The sequence below is a fragment of the Klenkia terrae genome, from assembly GCF_900491935.1.
GTDB lineage: Bacteria > Actinomycetota > Actinomycetes > Mycobacteriales > Geodermatophilaceae > Klenkia > Klenkia terrae.
The window spans coordinates 1957562-1975095 of sequence record NZ_UEXK01000004.1; the positions used below are offsets into that span (position 1 = coordinate 1957562).

At 74.1% G+C, this 17534-nt stretch carries 20 protein-coding genes and 2 riboswitches; of the genes, 8 read left to right on the top strand and 12 right to left on the bottom strand.

The annotated features are described in order from the left end of the window. Positions 1 to 115 precede the first annotated feature (115 nt). Positions 116 to 1540 carry a GAF domain-containing protein gene (locus tag LFA75_RS10060; protein ID WP_263639371.1) on the top strand — a complete coding sequence of 475 codons (1425 nt, stop codon included), beginning with the start codon at positions 116 to 118 and terminating at the stop codon, positions 1538 to 1540. 48 nt (positions 1541 to 1588) lie between these two features. Then, positions 1589 to 1879 (top strand): YciI family protein, encoded by a 291-nt coding sequence (locus tag LFA75_RS10065; RefSeq protein WP_225233505.1) that lies wholly within the window; start codon positions 1589 to 1591, stop codon positions 1877 to 1879. A 7-nt stretch (positions 1880 to 1886) separates the two neighbouring features. Here LFA75_RS10065 and LFA75_RS10070 read toward each other — a convergent pair whose 3' ends face one another. Both LFA75_RS10070 and LFA75_RS24085 read right to left on the bottom strand, forming a co-directional pair. Continuing rightward, positions 1887 to 3704 (bottom strand): FAD/NAD(P)-binding protein, encoded by a 1818-nt coding sequence (locus LFA75_RS10070; RefSeq protein ID WP_225233506.1) that lies wholly within the window; start codon positions 3702 to 3704, stop codon positions 1887 to 1889. Between the two features lie 40 nt (positions 3705 to 3744). Next, positions 3745 to 3822, bottom strand: a complete 78-nt coding sequence (locus LFA75_RS24085; protein WP_380095999.1) for a putative leader peptide — start codon at positions 3820 to 3822, stop codon at positions 3745 to 3747. 96 nt (positions 3823 to 3918) lie between these two features. Further along, positions 3919 to 4030, top strand: a riboswitch (SAM riboswitch). Between the two features lie 217 nt (positions 4031 to 4247). On the opposite strand from LFA75_RS24085, the gene LFA75_RS10075 reads away from it, so the two are divergent. From LFA75_RS10075 to LFA75_RS10095, 5 genes are all read left to right on the top strand, one after another. Next, on the top strand, positions 4248 to 4790 hold the full coding sequence (locus LFA75_RS10075; protein WP_225233507.1) for a GNAT family N-acetyltransferase: 543 nt from the start codon (positions 4248 to 4250) through the stop codon (positions 4788 to 4790). Next, positions 4787 to 5758: an amino acid ABC transporter permease gene (locus LFA75_RS10080; protein WP_225233508.1), complete on the top strand. Its 972-nt coding sequence runs from the start codon at positions 4787 to 4789 to the stop codon at positions 5756 to 5758. The genes LFA75_RS10075 and LFA75_RS10080 overlap by 4 nt, the downstream gene beginning before the upstream one ends. Further along, entirely contained in the window at positions 5755 to 6534 is a 780-nt protein-coding gene (locus tag LFA75_RS10085) for an amino acid ABC transporter ATP-binding protein (protein WP_318249974.1), read from the top strand. Before LFA75_RS10080 ends, LFA75_RS10085 begins: the two co-directional genes overlap by 4 nt. A gap of 75 nt (positions 6535 to 6609) precedes the next feature. Beyond that, positions 6610 to 7587 carry an ABC transporter substrate-binding protein gene (locus LFA75_RS10090; protein ID WP_225233509.1) on the top strand — a complete coding sequence of 326 codons (978 nt, stop codon included), beginning with the start codon at positions 6610 to 6612 and terminating at the stop codon, positions 7585 to 7587. 16 nt (positions 7588 to 7603) lie between these two features. Continuing rightward, positions 7604 to 8569, top strand: a complete 966-nt coding sequence (locus LFA75_RS10095) for an ABC transporter substrate-binding protein (RefSeq protein WP_225233510.1) — start codon at positions 7604 to 7606, stop codon at positions 8567 to 8569. A gap of 135 nt (positions 8570 to 8704) precedes the next feature. Here the strand turns inward: LFA75_RS10095 and LFA75_RS10100 are convergent, their stop codons facing one another. The 8 genes from LFA75_RS10100 to LFA75_RS10135 form a co-directional block, all read right to left on the bottom strand. Then, positions 8705 to 9007 (bottom strand): HigA family addiction module antitoxin, encoded by a 303-nt coding sequence (locus LFA75_RS10100; protein ID WP_318249975.1) that lies wholly within the window; start codon positions 9005 to 9007, stop codon positions 8705 to 8707. Beyond that, positions 8994 to 9275: a type II toxin-antitoxin system RelE/ParE family toxin gene (locus LFA75_RS10105; RefSeq protein WP_225233511.1), complete on the bottom strand. Its 282-nt coding sequence runs from the start codon at positions 9273 to 9275 to the stop codon at positions 8994 to 8996. The genes LFA75_RS10100 and LFA75_RS10105 overlap by 14 nt, the downstream gene beginning before the upstream one ends. 110 nt (positions 9276 to 9385) lie before the next feature. After that, a complete protein-coding gene (locus LFA75_RS10110; protein ID WP_225233512.1) occupies positions 9386 to 9601 on the bottom strand; it encodes an OsmC family protein in 216 nt (71 codons plus the stop codon). A 9-nt stretch (positions 9602 to 9610) separates the two neighbouring features. After that, positions 9611 to 9856, bottom strand: coding sequence for an OsmC family protein (locus LFA75_RS10115; protein WP_225233513.1), 246 nt, complete (start codon positions 9854 to 9856; stop codon positions 9611 to 9613). A gap of 64 nt (positions 9857 to 9920) precedes the next feature. Then, entirely contained in the window at positions 9921 to 11288 is a 1368-nt protein-coding gene (locus LFA75_RS10120; RefSeq protein WP_225233514.1) for an aminotransferase class V-fold PLP-dependent enzyme, read from the bottom strand. 39 nt (positions 11289 to 11327) lie between these two features. Next, positions 11328 to 11440: riboswitch (SAM riboswitch) on the bottom strand. A gap of 95 nt (positions 11441 to 11535) precedes the next feature. Then, entirely contained in the window at positions 11536 to 12351 is an 816-nt protein-coding gene (locus LFA75_RS10125) for a MetQ/NlpA family ABC transporter substrate-binding protein (RefSeq protein ID WP_225233515.1), read from the bottom strand. Between the two features lie 35 nt (positions 12352 to 12386). Further along, positions 12387 to 13046 carry a methionine ABC transporter permease gene (locus tag LFA75_RS10130; RefSeq protein ID WP_225233516.1) on the bottom strand — a complete coding sequence of 220 codons (660 nt, stop codon included), beginning with the start codon at positions 13044 to 13046 and terminating at the stop codon, positions 12387 to 12389. Continuing rightward, on the bottom strand, positions 13043 to 14050 hold the full coding sequence (locus LFA75_RS10135) for a methionine ABC transporter ATP-binding protein (RefSeq protein WP_225233517.1): 1008 nt from the start codon (positions 14048 to 14050) through the stop codon (positions 13043 to 13045). Before LFA75_RS10135 ends, LFA75_RS10130 begins: the two co-directional genes overlap by 4 nt. Before the next feature lie 363 nt (positions 14051 to 14413). Between LFA75_RS10135 and LFA75_RS10140 the strand changes: the two genes are divergently transcribed. Next, positions 14414 to 15487, top strand: coding sequence for an LLM class flavin-dependent oxidoreductase (locus LFA75_RS10140; protein WP_225236043.1), 1074 nt, complete (start codon positions 14414 to 14416; stop codon positions 15485 to 15487). On the opposite strand, the gene LFA75_RS10145 is transcribed toward LFA75_RS10140, so the two are convergent. Beyond that, positions 15470 to 16165 carry a GNAT family N-acetyltransferase gene (locus LFA75_RS10145; protein ID WP_225233518.1) on the bottom strand — a complete coding sequence of 232 codons (696 nt, stop codon included), beginning with the start codon at positions 16163 to 16165 and terminating at the stop codon, positions 15470 to 15472. The two genes, LFA75_RS10140 and LFA75_RS10145, sit on opposite strands and share 18 nt — an antisense overlap. Further along, positions 16162 to 17529, bottom strand: a complete 1368-nt coding sequence (locus LFA75_RS10150; RefSeq protein ID WP_225233519.1) for an NtaA/DmoA family FMN-dependent monooxygenase — start codon at positions 17527 to 17529, stop codon at positions 16162 to 16164. The genes LFA75_RS10145 and LFA75_RS10150 overlap by 4 nt, the downstream gene beginning before the upstream one ends. Positions 17530 to 17534 lie beyond the last annotated feature (5 nt).

Consider the following 17534-nt stretch of genomic DNA (forward strand, 5'->3'; position numbering starts at 1 on the left):
TCCCGCACCGCCGCCCGCACCCAGGCGGTGGGCCCGAGCGAGGCCGAGCTCGACATCGAGGCGGTCAGCGCGGTGATCACGGCCCTCGCCGCGGCCACCGACACCCGGGGGTGCGGTGGTCGCCGCCCTGACGGCGGTGCGCGAGGCGTTCGGGTACGCCTACGGCTCCCACTGGGCCGTCGACCCGGCGGCGGGCGTGCTGCGGTTCTCCTCGGAGTCCGGCTCGGTCAGCGACGAGTTCGCCCGGGTCACCGCCACGGCGACCTTCGCCCGCGGGGTGGGGCTGTCCGGCCGCGCCTGGTCCGGCCGTGACCTGGTGGTCACCAGCGACCTCGGCGAGGTCGTGGACTGCGTGCGCGCACCGGTCGCCCAGCGGGTCGGCATCCGGTCGGGCATCTGCTTCCCGCTCTTCGCCGACGGGCAGGTCACCGGCACCATGGACTTCTTCTGCATGAAGGAGCTCACGCCGTCCCCCGGCCGGCTGCGCACGCTGCGCCTGGTCGGGACGCTGGTCTCCCAGGCCATCGCCCGCTTCGCCGCCGCCGAGGCCGAGGCGAAGACCGCGCAGGACGTCGCCGCCGTGACGACCGTGCTGCAGGAGCTGACCACCGCCACCGACGCCGGGACGGCGCTGCGGATCGCCCTGGACACCATCCGGGAGGGCTTCGGCTGGATCTACGGCTCGTTCTGGCGGGTCGACGCCTCGGCGGGCGTGCTGCGCTTCGACCGCGAGTCCGGCGACGCCGGCCCGGAGTTCCGCGCGGTCACCCTGTCGGCCACCTTCGCCCCCGGCGTGGGCCTGTCCGGCCGCACCTGGCGCAACCGCGACCTGTTCTTCGTCCCCGACCTGGGCCAGATGACCGACTGCGTGCGGGCACCGGTGGCGCAGCAGGCCGGCGTGCGCTCCGGGGTCTGCCTCCCGGTGGTCGCCGGCGGCGCGATCATCGGCACGATGGACTTCTTCGCCACCTGGACCATGGTGCTGTCGCCCGGGCGCGAGGCGGCCCTGCGCAACACCGCCTACCTGCTGGGCCAGGCCCTGGACCGGATCGCCGCCACCGAGCGGCTGGCCACCGCGGGCAAGGAGCTGGTCGTCTCCATCGAGGAGGTCGAGCGCAACGTGCTCTCGGCGACGAACGTGGCCAGCGAGGGCCGCACCCTGGCCGAGGAGGCCAACCGGGTGGTCGCCGCGCTCGGTGAGTCCAGCCAGCAGGTGGGCCAGGTCGCGCACACCATCGGCGCCATCGCGGCGCAGACCAACCTGCTCGCCCTGAACGCCACCATCGAGGCCGCCCGCGCCGGCGAGGCCGGCCGCGGCTTCGCGGTCGTGGCCAACGAGGTCAAGGAGCTGGCCCGGGAGACCGCGGTGGCCACCACCGACGTCACCGCCAAGATCACCGCCATCCAAGAGCAGGTGGACGCCGTCGTCAGCTCGCTGGCCTCGATCGGCGGCGTGATCGAGACGATCAACGAGACCCAGGCGGTCATCGGCGGGGTGCTGACCGAGCAGGTCGCGGTCACCCGGGCGATCCTCGACTGATCCCGGGCAGGCAGGATCGGGGCCCCACCCCTGCACCGAGGAGTCCCCGTGATCGTCGCCGTGACCTACCGCTACACCGAGGACGTCGCCCTGCGGGACGAGGTCCGCGCCGAGCACCGCGACTACCTGCGCGGGCTGGCCGACGCCGGCTCCCTGCTGCTCAGCGGACCGTTCGGGGCCGGGGCACCGGCCGGGGCCCTGCTGCTGTTCCGCGCCGAGGACGAGGCACAGGTGCAGGGCTGGCTGGACGCCGACCCGTTCGCCGTCCGCGGGGTCGTGGCCAGCTCCACCCTGGCCGAGTGGGACCCGGTGCTCGGCTCGCTGACCGGCGCCCTCTGACCGGTCCTCAGGCGGCGTGCGCCGCCTGGGCCGGGACCAGCGCCCACAGGGCGGCCGCCAGGGCGTCGTCCTGGTGGAAGAAGGGGGCGTTCGTCCGCGGCCGGGCGAACGCGGCCACCTGGGCGCCCGACGTCCAGAAGCCCACCGCGTGCACCCGGGCGGCCGACCGGCCGTGGCGGTCCACCAGCCGGTAGCCGGCGTCGACGTGCAGCCGCCCGGTGCCGGGCTGCTCGGCGGCGGTCCCGCGGGCCTGCAGGGCGCGCAGCAGCGGGTCGGTGGTCCGTGCGACGTCGACGGCGGGCACCCGGGCCTCGACCAGCGCAGTCGCGGTGGTCACCTCGTCGGTGCTGGCCGAGCGGGCGACCCAGCGGTCGCCCTCCAGCGTCACCACGGTGTCCGCACCGGTGAACCGGACGACGCCGGCCTCGCACAGCGCCAGCAGTTCCGCCAGCCGCGGGGACGGCGGTCCGCTGGCGAGGTGGCTGAACAGGTTCATCCACCAGCCGCTGACGTCCTCGCGCGCCGACCGCTCGGTCAGCCGGCCGGCCCGCACCAGCCCGGCGATCGTGCCGTGGCAGAACAGCAAGGCGGTGAAGACGGCCTGGTCGGCGCTGTGCGCCGGGTCGGCGGCGCGGGCCAGGTCGGCCCGGACGTAGCCGCGGACCCACTCCTGCAGCTGCTCGCCGGTCGCGAACCGGGCTCCGGCCAGCGGGCGGTCCAGGGCGGCGAGGTCGAACCGGTCGGCCGGGTCGAGGACCGCCGCGGCCCACGGGTCCTCGCCGGCGGCGTACCGCGCGGCGAACTCCTCCCACGGCATCGCCACCCGCTCCGGGTGCGCCCGGAACAGCTCGGTGGCGTGCGCCCAGCCCAGCTCGCGGGCGATCACCGGGGCCAGGTCCGCCCGCAGGTCCAGCGGGCGGTCGCCGAACCGGGCGGTCAGCTCGTCGGGGGTGAAGAAGCGCAGCGGGACCGGCGGGCCGGCCCAGTCGTAGTCGAGCTTGGCCTTGTAGGGGGTGCCGCGGCGGGAGCCCACGTGCAGCACCGGCTCCTGCCCCGAGGGCAGGTAGACCAGCCGGCCGTCCGGGTCGGTCCGGAACCGTCCCCCGCGACCGCCGGTCAGCAGGGTGACCAGGTCGACGAAGGCCAGCCCGGCCCCGCGGACCAGCACGTCCTCACCCGGGCGGAGCACGGAGAGGTCCAGGTCGGCGGTGTAGGCGGTGGGCACGTGGGTCAGCCCGGCGGCCGCGGCGGCGTCGGCCAGCTCGACCTCGCCGTCGGTGCGGGTGCGGTCGAGGTGCCCCTGGGCGAGCACGACGGTGTCGACGTCCAGCCGGCCGCCGTCGGCGAGCTGCACCTCGACGGCGGTGCCGTGCTCGACCAAGTCGACCGCCCGGGTCCGGTGCCGGTGCACCGTCACCCCGGGCAGCGCGGCGAGGCGGTCGAGCACCCACCCGAGGTAGCCGCTGACCAGCCGGCGGGACGGGAAGGTGCCGGGGGTGGTCCGGCGGGCCTGCGCGCCGTCCTCGCCGGGCAGCTGCGCGCCGACGTCGGCGGCCCACTGCGCCACGGTGGCGCCGGGGACGACCCGGCCGGGCACCGTGACGGAGTCGTCGGGCAGCACGGTGACGTCCCGGGCCAATGAGTTGGCCCACAGCAGGTCAGACTGCGCGGTCCGCCAGACCCGTCCGCCGCCGGGCGGGAACGGGTCTACCAGGTGCACGACGAGGTCGTCGCCACCCGCCCGGGAGGCGAGGCGCTCGAGGACGCCGACGGCGGTGGGGCCGGCACCGACGAGGGCGACGGTGAGGGTGTTCGGGCTGGTCACGAGGGGACTCCGGGGCTGGCGGCGGACGGTGGGCGAGGGCCTACCGACAGCGGCCCAGCGCGCTGCCGGTGCGGCACAGGTCCACGTGGCGACGGCGGACGAGCGGCTGGTCGGGCATCGCGGACCTCCTCTCCGGAGCGGGTGGACGACCTCATTCTCCACCAAGTCGATCGGATTTGACGCATCGGCCCGGGTTGTCCTACGTTCCTGCACAGGTTCTGAGCGCCAGCGACAAGCCCCGGCTCGCTGGCCGGCAACCCTCCGCTGCGGTGGGGTGCCCCGGGTGACGACCTGGCGACGGTGCACGACTGTCGCAAGTGCAGCCCCGCCGGTCGGCGGGGGACGAGGAGACGACGTGGAGATCACCGAGACCGCCCCGCGGTCCGTGCTGCTGCCTGTCCTCCTCCTGGTCGGGCGGCGGGTCATCGACCTGGTCCGTACCGACAGCGCGCTCTGTCGCTGACCTGTTCCCGCGCTCCCCCACCCACGCCCGGACATCTCCCTCCCCGGGCGGGGTCCCGGCACCGTCCCAGGAGTCCCCGCATGTCCTCAGCACGCCTGCTCGGCGTCGGCGCCGACGTCGACGTGGTCGTCGTCCACCCCGACGACCCCCTGGCCCGACCCCTGTTCGCCGAGCTCGCCGTGGAGTACGACCGCCGCTACGGCGACCTGTTCGGCGGCGCCGAGCAGGAGCTCACCCGCTACCCGGTGGAGCAGTTCACCGCGCCGCTGGGTGCCTTCGTGCTGCTGCTCGAGCACGGGGTCGCCGTGGCCGGTGGCGCCTTCAAGCCGCACCCGGACGACGGCACCGTCGAGGTGAAGCGGATGTGGACCGCCGCCGCCCACCGCCGGCGCGGGCTGGCCCGCCGGGTGCTCGCGGAGCTGGAGGCGGTGGCCCGGGACCGGGGCGCCGCCCGCGTCTTCCTGACCACCGGACCCCGGCAACCCGAGGCCCGGTCGCTCTACCTGGCCGCCGGCTACACCCCGCTGTTCGACCCCGCCGTCCCCCGGCCCACGGACCTCGCGACCCTCCGGTCGCTCCCGGTCGCCGAGCGCATCTACGCCTTCGAGAAGGACCTCACATGACCCTGCTGGAGAACCGCGCCGACGCCCCGCCGGCCGGCACGCCCTACGACCGCCTCACCGTGGTCAAGGCCAAGAACCCCGGGCGGTGGGTGGCCACCGCGGTGGTCGCCGTCCTGCTGGCCATGGTGGCGAACTCGCTGATCACCAACCCCCGCTGGGAGTGGGGCGTCGTCTGGGCCTACCTGGGCGAGGTCTCGATCGTCGAGGGCGTCTGGATGACGATCAAGCTGACGCTGATCACCGCCGTCCTCGGGTTCGCCCTGGGCACGGTGCTCGCGCTGATGCGGCTGAGCCGGTCCCCGCTGCTGCGGGCGGTGAGCTGGGGCTACACCTGGGTGTTCCGCTCGGTGCCGTTGATCCTGCAGCTGCTGCTCTGGTACAACCTCGCCTACCTGTACCAGTCGCTGGACATCGGCATCCCGTTCGGCCCGTCGTTCGCGTCGGTCGAGACGCTGTCGCTGATCGACAAGTTCGGCGCCGCGATCCTCGGCCTGGGGCTGCACCAGGCCGCGTACTCGGCGGAGATCGTCCGGGCCGGGATCCTCTCGGTGGACCAGGGCCAGCACGAGGCGGCGGCGAGCCTGGGCATCCCGCGGCGCCGGCAGTCCACGAAGATCGTGCTGCCGCAGGCGATGCGGACCATCGTGCCCACCGCGGTCAACGAGATCATCGGCCTGTTCAAGGGCACCTCGATCGTCTACGTGCTGGCCCTCGGCGAGCTGTTCTACACCGTCAGCGTGATCTACGGCCGGACCCAGCGGGTGCTACCGATGCTGGTGGTGGCCGCGATCTGGTACGTCGTGCTGACCACCGTGGTGACGGTGATCCAGTACTACGTCGAGCGGTACTACGCCAAGGGCGCGGTCCGCACGCTGCCGCCGACACCGCTGCAACGGCTGCGCGGCAACCTGACCGCCGGGCTGTCCCGCGTCCGGTCCACCTCCGACCGCGACCCGGTGACCCGGTGACCGCGGTGCAGGCCCGCCCGGGCCGCGTCGAGGTGCACGGGGTGCACAAGTCCTTCGGCACCCACGAGGTGCTGCACGGGGTCGACCTGGTCGTCGAGCCGGGCAGTGTGACCGTCGTCCTGGGGCCGTCCGGGTCGGGCAAGTCGACGCTGCTGCGGTCGATCAACCACCTGGAGACCGTGGACCGCGGGTTCGTGGCGCTGGACGGCGAGCTGGTCGGCTACCGCCGCAAGGGCGACAAGCTGCACGAGCTCAAGGAGAAGGAGCTGCTGCGCCAGCGCACCCGGTTCGGCTTCGTCTTCCAGTCCTTCAACCTCTTCCCGCACCTGACCGCCCTGGAGAACGTCGTCGAGGCACCGGTCTCCGCGCAGGGCCGGCCACGCCGCGAGGTCGAGGCCGAGGCCCGCGAGCTGCTGTCCCGGGTCGGGCTGGCCGACAAGGCCGACGCACACCCCCGGCAGCTGTCCGGCGGGCAGCAGCAGCGGGTGGCGATCGCCCGGGCGCTGGCGATGAAGCCCGCCGTCCTGCTGTTCGACGAGCCCACCTCGGCGCTGGACCCCGAGCTGGTCGGCGAGGTGCTGGCCGTCATCGCCGACCTGGCCCGCACCGGCACCACGATGATCGTGGTCACCCACGAGATCGGCTTCGCCCGGCAGGCCGCCGACCAGATCGTCTTCATGGACGACGGCCGCGTCGTCGAGCAGGGCACCCCCGCCCAGGTCCTCGACGACCCGCAGCACGAGCGGACCCGGGCCTTCCTGGCCAAGGTCCTCTAGCTCCCGCCCCCTACCCCCCGACGGCGCACCCGCGTCGCCGGTAGTCGAAGCACGCCCAGAAGAGGAAGAACCACCGTGACTGCACACCTGCGACGCAGCACCGTCGCACTGTCCCTGGCCACCGCCGCGCTCCTGGCCCTCGGGGCGTGCAGCAGCAGCGCCGAGATCGAGGAGGAGGCCCGGACCGGGGACGCCGCCGACGGCGCCGCCATCTCGGTGAACACGAGTCCCGAGCAGGACCGCATCCACTCCACCGTCGACCCCGCCGCGGTGGCCCTGCTCCCCCCGGGCGCGTTCGACGACGGCGTCCTCCGGGTCTCGGTGACCCAGGGCGCCGTACCGCTGGCGTTCTACGCCGACGACAACTCCACCGTGATCGGCAGCGAGACCGACCTGGCCACGCTGTTCGGCGACGCCCTCGGCCTGCAGGTCGAGTTCGTGGTCAACGACTGGTCGAACTGGCCGCTGTCGGTCCAGTCCGGCGACGTCGACGCGGTCATCTCCAACGTGACGGTCACCGAGGAGCGCAAGCAGCTCTACGACTTCGCCACCTACCGGTCCGACGTGCTCGGCTGGCTGGTCGGCGCGGACTCCGGCCTGCAGATCTCCTCGGCACCCGACATCGCCGGCCTCACCGTCGGAGTCGCCTCGGGCACCAACCAGGAGCAGATCCTGCTGGCCTGGGACGCGGAGAACGTGGCTGCCGGCCTGGCGCCGGTGACCATCGACTACTACCCGAAGTACGACGACGCGATCCTGGCGCTGCAGTCGGGCCGGCTGGACGCCTACGTCGGGCCCAACCCGACGGCGGCCTACAGCGCGGCCACCGCACCGCAGGACTTCGCCATCGCCGGCACCACCAGCGGCGGCTGGCCGGCCACCGCCGACATCGCGGTCACCACCGTCCGGGGCAACGGCTACGCCGCGGCCTTCCAGGCGGCGGTCGACCACGTCATCGCCGACGGCACGTACGCCGAGGTCCTGGCCCGCTGGGGCCTGCAGGACGAGGCCGTCGACAGCTCCCAGCTCAACCCGCCCGGCCTGGGCGCCTGACCGAATGAGGATCCACGTGAAACCCCTGCGCATCGCCGCTGCCCTGCCCGTCGCCGCCGTCCTGCTGCTGACGGCCTGCACCAGCTCCGCCGACATCGAGGCGGAGGCCCGGGCCGACAGCACCGGCTCGTCGGAGACCGTCCTGGTCGTCGACACCTCGCCGGAGCAGGCCGACCGCGTCCGCACCGACGAGGACCCGGACGCCGCCGAGCTCGTGCCCGCCGACATCGCCGAGGACGGCGTCCTCCGGGTGGGCATCCCCGGCGCCGGCGACCCGCCGCTGGGCTTCCTGGCCGACGACAACAGCACCGTCGTGGGCAGTGAGGTCGACATCGCCCAGCTCGTCGCCGACGGCCTGGGCCTGGAGCTCGAGGTGGTCAACACGACGTGGGAGGGCTGGCCGCTGGGCGTGCAGTCCGGCGACCTGGAGGCGGTGTTCTCCAACGTCGGGGTCAACGCCGACCGGCTGCAGCTGTTCGACTTCGCCACCTACCGGCAGGGGATCATGGCCTTCGTCGCGGCCCCGGACACCGACCTGTCCATCGCCGGCGCGGAGGACATCTCCGGGCTGCGGATCGGGGTGGGCTCGGGCACCAACCAGGAGCGCATCCTGCTCGACTGGAACGCGCAGCTGGAGTCCGAGGGGCAGGAGCCGGCCCAGCTGGAGTACTACGTCAGCGCGGGGGACGCCCTGCTGGCGATCCAGTCAGGCCGGCTGGACACCTACCTGGGGCCGAACTCGAACGCGGTCTACCAGGCCTCGGTGGGCGACGTGGAGGTCGTCGGCACGGTGAACGCCGGCTGGCCGAACACCACCTACGTCGCGGCCACCACGCTGAAGGGCAACGGCCTGGTCACCGCGATCCAGGCCTCGCTGCAGCACGCCTTCGACGACGGCACCTACGAGCAGACCCTGGAGCGCTGGGGTCTGCAGGACGAGGCGGTCGACGCCCCCGAGATCAACCCCACGGTCGCCTCCTAGCAGCCACCCCCACCCCGCAGCGTCGATCAGGGGGTGCCGGGAACTCCGTCCTCCTGCGCCAGATCTGGTGCAGGAGGACGGACTCCGAGGCACCCCCTGATCATCGCTGCGGGTCGGGAGGTTCGGCCCTCTCCCTCAGGCGGACTGGAGCGGGCGGATCACGTCCAGCGTGTCCCCCAGGGAGTCCGCCTCGACCTCGAGGTCATGGCGACTCTGCAGATTCAGCCAGAACTGGGCGGATGTACCGAAGTACCGCCCGAGGCGCAGAGCGGTGTCCGCGGTGATGCGCCGCTTCCCGTGCACGATCTCGTTGATCCGTCGCGGCGGTACGGCGATCGCGATGGCCAGGCTGTGCTGCGTCAGACCCAGCGGCCCGATGAAGTCCTCCATCAGCACCTCCCCCGGATGGATCGGGGCCAACTTCTCAGTGGTGGTCAACGATCTCGACCTCCTCGGGTCCCGCGTCGGTCCAGCGGAAGCAGATGCGCCACTGCTGGTTGATCCGGATGCTGTGCTGCCCCGCCCGGTCGCCCTTCAACGCCTCGAGCCGATTGCCCGGTGGCACCCGGAGTTCGTCCAGGGTCACCGCCGCATCGACGACCGCCAGCTTGCGCAGCGCGACCCGCCGGATGGCCAAATCCATCGACCGCACGGGCTCACGTCTCCAGAGCCGCTCCGTGGGCTTGTCCCCGAACGATCGGATCACGGGTCCAGCATAACGCGGTGCGTCAATGACGGCGCGCGTCATGCCGAGCCCGCGCTGACCGGGATCGCGTTGGGCCAGCCCGCCGTGGTCGGCAGGCTGGCCCGTCGCGGTCAGAGGGCGGTGCGGGTCCAGTCGCTCGTGTACTCGAGCCCCGACCGCTGGAAGAGCTGGGTGACCGGGCAGCGCCGCTCGGTCTCGGCCTGGAGCTTCGCGAACGTCTCCTCGTCGGCGTCGGTGGCCACGGTGGCCCGCACGGTGACGGCGTCGAAGTTCGCGTTGCCCTCCTCGCCGGCGACCATGACCGCGGTGTCCAGGTCGCCCTGCACGTCGAAGGTCTAGGCGCCCAGCGCGACGCCGAGCTCCTTGGCCACGATGGAGGCGGTGATCTGGTTGCACGAGCTCAGCGCCGCCAGCGCGTAGGACAGCGGGCTGGGCGAGGCGTCCGCGCCGCCGAACGCCGGGTAGGTGTCGACGTCGAACTCGTGCCCGGCGTCGCCGCCGACGGTCACGCGCTGGCCGACGCCGGTGCCCTCCGCGTGGTGGGTGAAGGGGACGACGCTCGCCTTGGGACGGGTGGCCACGGGTGGTTCTCCTCGGTGCTCGGGGATCTGTCCGCCGGGGTTCGGCGGGCGTTCGGGGGGCGGTTCAGCGGGTCGGGGCAGGTCCGCAACCGGCGCCGCGGGCGACCGCGGACAGGTCGGCGCCGGCCAGCCCGGCCACCGGACGCGGGTCGGCCACCGGCTGGTGCCGCCCGTCGACGACGGCGTAGGCGACGGCGGGCCCCTCGGCGACGAACCGGGCGACCGCCTCGACCAGCCGGGCGACGTCGTCCGCGGACGTGCCGACGCCGACGCTGGCCCGCAGCGCTCCGCCGGGGACGCCGAGCCGGGCCACCAGCGGGTGCGCGCAGAACCGGCCGTCCCGGACGCCGATTCCGTGCTCGGCGGAGAGGTAGGCAGCGACGAGGCCCGGGTCGGCGCCCTCGACGGTGAAGCTGACCACGCCGGTGGGGTCGACCGAGTCCGACCAGATGCGCAGCAGCCGCACCCCGTCGACCTGCGACAACCCGTCGACCAGCTGGGTGCGCAGCGCCCGCTCGTGGTCCTCCAGCGCGCCGGGGGCCAGGGCCGCGAGCTCGTCGCAGGCGGCGGCCAGCGCGACCGCGCCGAGCACGTTGGGCGAGCCGCCCTCGTGCCGGTGCGGGGCCGCCACCCACGTCGTCGCGTCCACGTCGACCTGGGCGACGGCGCCGCCGCCGGGGAGGTAGGGCCGGCCGGTGTCCAGCCAGTCCCGCCGGCCGACCAGCGCGCCGGTGCCGAAGGGTGCGTAGAGCTTGTGGCCGGAGAACGCGACCCAGTCCGCACCGGACTCCACGAGGGAGAACCGGCGGTGCGGCACCAGCTGGGCGCCGTCGACGACCACCAGGGCACCGGCGGCGTGCGCCAGCTCGGTGACCCGGCGCAGCGGGAGGGACTCCCCCGTCACGTTCGAGGCACCGGTGACCGCGACGAGCACGTAGCGCCGGGCGGCCAGCGCGTCGGCCAGGCGGGACAGCGTCCCGGCCACCGTCGGTGCCGCCTCGAGGACGTCGCACAGGTCGCGGGAGCGCTGCTGCCACGGCAGCAGGTCGGCGTGGTGCTCGACGTCCAGCACGAGGACGGCGCCGTCGGCGGGCAGGCAGCCGGCCAGCAGCGCGAGGCTGTCGGTGGTGTTCCGGGTGAGCACGCAGACGTCGTCGGACCGGGCCCCGACGAACGCGGCCACGGTGTCCCGGGCCGACTCGTAGAGCGCGGTGGAGACCTGGGAGAGGTAGCCCGCGCCACGGTGCACGCTGGCGTAGAGCGGCAGGGCCTCGGCGACCCGGGCGGCCACGGAGGCCAGGGCGGGAGCGCTGGCCGCGACGTCGAGGTTGGCGTAGCCGACCGACCCGCCGGTCACGAGCGGGACGCTGGTGGCCGCGTCGGCCGTGGGCAGCAGGGCCGGGGTGGTGCGGCGGTCGAGGAGGACGGACATCGAGGACTCCTGGAGGTCAGGGGCCCGTGCTCGCGACGGGACCCGCGCTTGCGGCTGCGCTGCGCAGCCGCCAGGTCGTCACCCGGAGCACCCCATCGCGGTGGAAGGGTTGCCGACCAGCGAGCCGGGGCTTCGCGCTGGCACTCGTGACCTGTCGTAGACCCTACCAGTCAATCCCGATCGACTTGATGCGCATTGGTCTGCGCGCGCCCGGCCGGTTGTCCGACCGGCCCGGGCGGCAGCGGGATCAGAACGCGGGGATGACCGCACCGTCGTACTCGTCCTCGAGGAACTGGCGCACCTCGTCGGAGTGCAGCAGCTCCTCCAGCGTCTGGATGCGCTCGTCGGACTCGTCGCCGGCCCGCACCACCAGGAGGTTGGCGTTCGGGTTGCCCTCGGCCTCCTCCAGCGCCAGGGAGTCGTCGGCCGGGGACAGGTCGGCGTCGATGGCGTAGTTGCCGTTGATCACCGCGATGTCGACGTCGGCCAGCGAACGGGGCACCTGGGCGGCCTCGACCTCGGAGATCTCCAGGTCCAGCGGGCTGCTCTCCACGTCCAACGAGGTGGGGGCGGCGTCACCGGTGTCGGCCAGCACGACCAGGTCGTTGGCCTCCAGCAGCCGGAGCGCGCGGGCGGCGTTCGTGGGGTCGTTCGGGATCGCCACGGTCGCGCCCTGCTCCAGCTGCGACAGGTCGGTCAGCGACTCCGAGTAGATGCCCAGCGGCTCGACGTGCACCGGCTCCAGGGCGGTGAAGTCGTAGCCGGCGGAGGCCTCCTGCTCCTCCAGGTAGGGCACGGTCTGGAAGAAGTTCGCGTCCAGCGAGCCGTCGTCGAGGGCCACGTTGGGCTGCACGTAGTCGGTGAACTCGACGACGTCGAGGTCCAGGCCGGCGTCCTCGGCGAGGTTCTCGTCGATGAACCGGAGGATCTCCGCGTGCGGCACCGGCGAGGCGCCGACGCGCAGCGGCTCGTCCGGCGCGGAGATCTCGGCGTCGCCGCCCCCGCAGGCGGCGAGGACCGCGGTGGCGGTGAGGGCGGACAGGGTCAGGGCGAGGCGACGCACGGTGCGGTTCTCCAACGGGTCGGGACGGGCGGGTGTCATCGGCGCGCCAGGCGGCGCGCCCAGGTGTCGCCGCCGAACTGCAGCGCCTGGACGACGACGAGCAGCAGGGCGACGGTGAGCAGGGTGATGTCGGTGCGGAACTGCTGGTAGCCGAACCGGATGGCGAAGTCGCCCAGGCCGCCGCCGCCGATGGCGCCGGCCATGGCCGAGTAGCTGATCAGCGCGACGACGGTGACCGTCGTCCCGGCGACGAGGGAGGGCAGCGCCTCGGGCAGCAGCACCGTGCGGACGACGTCCCGGCGGCGGGCGCCCATGGCCAGCGCGGCCTCGACCTTGCCGTGCGAGACCTCGCGCAGACTGGTCTCCACCAGCCGGGCCAGGAACGGGACGGCGCCGACGGTGAGCGGCACGATGGCCGCCGTCGACCCGATCGTGGTGCCGACGAGGCCGCGGGTCAGCGGGGCGACCAGGACCAGCAGGATGATGAACGGCAGGGACCGGCCCAGGTTGACCAGCAGGCCGAGCACCCGGTGCAGGACCGGCCGCGGGGCCAGCGCGCCGGGTCCGGTGACGGTGAGCAGCACGCCGAGCGGGATGCCCAGCAGGACGGTGATCACGGTGGCGACCGCGACCATGTAGAGGGTCTCGCCGGTGGCGTCGAGCAGCTGCGGGGCGATCCGGGACCAGTCGCTCACCGGGCCACCTCCGCCGCGACGCGCTCCACCCGGGAACCGTCGTCGCGCAGCTGGGCCAGTGCCCGGTCCAGCCCGCTCTGGTCGGCGCCGGTGACCCGCAGCAGCAGCCGGCCGTGCCGCCCGCCGGCCACGGTCTCCACCGAGCCGCCGGCGACCTCGACGTCCAGGCCGAGCCGGCCGACGAGCACCTGCAGCACGTGGGTCTCGGGCGCGGTGTCGGTGACGGTGACCCGGAGCAGGGTGCCCGCCACCCGGTGGTCGGCCACCGGGGCGGGCAGCAGCGCGGCGGCCAGCGGGGAGTCCCCGCGGGCCAGCACCTGGTCCAGCCGGCCGCCGTCGACGACCCGGCCGGCCTCCAGCAGCACCGCGGTGTCGCAGACGGCCTTGACCACGGCCATCTCGTGGGTGATCAGCAGGACCGTCAGCCCGAGCTCGTCGCGGACCCGGCGCAGCAGCTCCAGCACGCCGGTGGTGCTGGCCTGGTCCAGGGCGGAGGTGGCCTCGTCGCACAGCAGCACGGTGGGCCGGGCGGCGAGCGCGCGGGCGATGGCCACCCGCTGCTTCTGCCCGCCGGACAGCTGCGCGGGGCGGGCCTGGGCGCGGTCGCCCAGCCCGACCAGGTCCAGCAGCTCGCCCGACCGACGGCGGCGCTCGGCGCGGCCGACGCCGGCCAGCTCCAGCGGGTGCTCGACGTTGGCCGCGGCCGTGCGGGAGTCCATCAGCTCGAAGTGCTGGAAGACCATGCCGATCGAGCTGCGGGCCCGGCGGACCTCGTCGGCCGGCAGGTCGGTGAGCACCCGGCCGTCGACGGTGACCGTGCCGGACGTGGGCCGCTCGAGCAGGTTGACCAGCCGGATCAGGGTGGACTTGCCCGAGCCCGAGGGCCCGACCACGCCGGCGAAGTCACCGGCCCGGACGGTCAGGTCTACGCCGTCCAGGGCCACGACCTCGGGGCCGCGGCCGCGGGCCGGGAAGACCTTGCGGACGTCGTTCAGTTCGATCACGGAGCGGATTCCTCGCAGGGATGAGGCGGTCGGCGCGGACGCGGGCAGGCAGGTGCCCGGGGTCGGCGGCGCGGCGAGAGAGGGGTGTGCGGCGGGTCAGCGACAGAGCCAGCTGGCGGTGCCGGCCAGGTCGACGGCGAGGTCGCGCGTCAGGAGCAGCCGGTGCACCCGTCCATGGTGCCCTCACAGGTGCAATCCCCACAAACCAGGTGCACTTTGTGTGAGGCACCCCTCAGCCGTCGTGGACCTTCGATGCCGGTGGTCTGCCCCTCCCTCGGCCGTCGATCCGCTGGTCGGATGCCCCGCCGCCGCGGCCCGCCGAGTCGACCATCCCGATCGGCGTGGTGCACTCCACCGGTGGAGATGCACTGGTTCCTGCCCACCCGCGGCGACAGCCGGGACGTCGGCCCGGCCACCACCGACCGGGGCCACGACGCCGCGGCGCTGCGGCGCCGGCCGACCCTGGACTACCTGGGCGCCGTCGCCGGGGCCGCCGAGCAGGCCGGCTTCACCGCCGTCCTCACCCCGACCGGGTCCGGGTGCGAGGACGCCTGGGTGACCTGTGCGGCGCTGCTGGACCGCACGCAGCGGCTGGAGTTCCTGGTCGCCTTCCGGCCCGGGTTCATCCTGCCCACGCTGGCCGCGCAGCAGGCCGCCACGTTCCAGCGGCTGTCCGGCGGGCGGCTGCGGCTCAACGTCGTCACCGGCGGCGACCCGGTGGAGCAGCGGGCCTACGGCGACTTCCTCGACCACGACGCCCGGTACGCCCGGACCGCCGAGTTCCTCGACGTCGTCCGGCGCAGCTTCGCCGGCGAGCGGTTCGACCTGGCCGGCGAGCACGTGCGGGTCGAGGGCGCCGGGCTGACCACCCCGCCGGAGACCGCGCCGCCGATCTACCTGGGCGGCGCGTCCGGGCCGGCCGAGGACGTGTCGGCCCGGTACGTGGACACCTACCTGACCTGGGGCGAGCCGCCGGCGATGGTGCGCGGGCGGCTGGACCGGGTGCGGGCCAAGGCCGCGGCCGTCGGCCGGGAGCTGCGGTTCGGCATCCGGCTGCACGTGGTCAGCCGGGACACCCCGGAGGAGGCCTGGGCGGAGGCCGACCGGATGCTTGCCGGGATGCCGGCGAGCGCGATCGCGGCCACCCAGGAGCGCTTCGCCCGGATGGACTCCGTCGGCCAGGCCCGGATGACCTCGCTGCACGGCGGCAGCACCGGGGACGGTGCCCGGTCCCTGGAGGTGGCGCCCAACCTCTGGGCCGGGATCGGGCTGGTCCGCGAGGGCGCCGCCACCGCACTGGTCGGCAGCCACGAGCAGGTCGCCGAGCGGATCAGCGAGTACGCCGAGCTCGGGTTCGACGAGTTCGTGCTGTCGGGCTACCCGCACCTCGAGGAGGCCTGGCGGGTCGGCGAGGAGGTGCTACCCCTCCTGCGCTGACCCCGGCGCCCGGAACCCGGCGAACGTCGTCGTCCGGCGGAGCCGGAAACCCAGGTGCTCGTACAGCGCGATCGCCCCGGTGTTGCTGGCCGAGGCGTGCAGGAACGGGGTCTCCCCGCGCTCGCGGATGCCGTGCGCGACGGCCAGCACCAGCCGGGTACCCAGCCCCTGCCCGCGGTGGCCGGGGTCGGTGCACACGGCGCTGATCTCGGTCCAGCCCGGTGGGTGCAGCCGCTCCCCCGCCATCGCCACCAGCTCCCCGCCCCGGCGGATGCCCAGGTAGGTCCCCATCTCGCGGGTGCGCGGCAGGAAGGGCCCGGGCTTCGTCCGCTCGACCAGCGCGGTCATCTCCGGGACGTCGGCGACCCCCAGCACCACGGCCTCCCCGTCGGGGGTGGCCGCGATGCCGTCGTCCACCAGCTGGACCCCGGGGATGGCGAACAGCTCGGTCCACCCGGCCGGCGCGGTCGCCGGGAGGGTGAGCACGACGGCGCCGCCGGGACCCGCCAGCGCCGCGACGTCCGCCCAGTCCTGGTCGCTCGGGTCCGGGGGGAGCGCGCCGAACGGGCAGACGTCGGCCGGGTAGCGCGCCACCCGGCCGACCCGCTCGGCGAACCGGTCATGCGGGCCGATCAGGGAGGACCAGGCCGCCTGGTCCAGGGGATGCGCCTCGGTCACCCGGCCAGTGTCCGCGCGCCCTGGTCGCGGTCGCGCAGCGGCAGGCCGAGGTGGTCGCGCAGCGTCGTCCCCTCGTAGTCGGTGCGGAAGACGCCCCGCTCCTGCAGCAGCGGCACGACCTGCTCGACGAACGGCGCCAGCCCGCCCGGGGTGATGTGCGGGGCGAGCACGAAGCCGTCGCTGGCGTCGGACTGCACGAACTCGTCGATGGTGGCGGCCACCGTGGCCGGCGTGCCGATGAAGGACTGCCGACCGGTGACCTCGACGATCAGCTCCCGGGTGGTCAGGTGCTCCGCCTCGGCCTTCGCCCGCCACTCGTTCGCCGTGGCCACCGGGTCGCGGTGCATGCGCACGCTGGCCCGGCCCCGGGCGATGGTGTTCTCCCCGACCACCGGGTCGACCGAGGGCAGCGGGCCGTCCGGGTCGTGGTCGGACAGGTCCCGGTTCCACAGCTGCTCGAGGAACGTGATCGCCGTCGCCGGGGAGACCTGGGCCAGCCGGACCTCCTGGGCGAGCTCGGCGGCCTCGGCCTCGGTGTCGCCGAGCACGAAGGTCGCCGCCGGCATGATCAGCAGCTCGTCGCGGGAGCGGCCGAACCGGGGCAGCCGCCCCTTGACGTCGGCGTAGAACGCCTGCCCGGCCTCCAGCGTGCTGTGCCGGGAGAAGATCACGTCGGCCGCGGCGGCCGCGAAGTCCCGCCCCTCGTCGGAGTCCCCGGCCTGGAAGACCACCGGCCGACCCTGCGGGCTGCGGGGGACGTCGAACTGGCCGGCGATGTCGAAGAAGGGGTCCCGGTGCGCGAAGGCGCCGGGGTGCGGGTCGGCCAGGAACCGCCCGCCGTCCTTGTCCGCGACGACCTCGTCGCCCCGCCAGGACTCGAAGAGCTCGATCGCCGTGGCCAGGAACGACTTCGCCCGGTCGTACCGGTCGGCCTGGGCCAGGAAGCCGCCGCGGCGGAAGTTCTCCCCGGTGAAGGCGTCCCAGGAGGTCACCACGTTCCAGGCGGCGCGGCCGTCGGAGAGGTGGTCGAGGCTGGCGAACTGCCGGGCCACCTCGTAGGGCTCGTTGAAGGTGGAGTTGATCGTGCCGGTCAGCCCGATCCGCTCGGTCACCGCGGCGAGGGCGGCCAGCACGGTGAAGGTGTCGGGCCGGCCGACGACGTCCAGGTCGTAGATGCGGTCGTTCTGCTCGCGCAGCCGCAGGCCCTCGGCCAGGAAGATGAAGTCGAGCTTGCCGGCCTCGGCGATCTGCGCGAACTCGCGGAACGAGTCGAACTCGATGTGGCTGCCCGACGCGGGGTCGCTCCAGACGGTGGTGTTGTTGACGCCGGGGAAGTGCGCGGCGAGGTGGATCTGCTTGGTCATCGGGA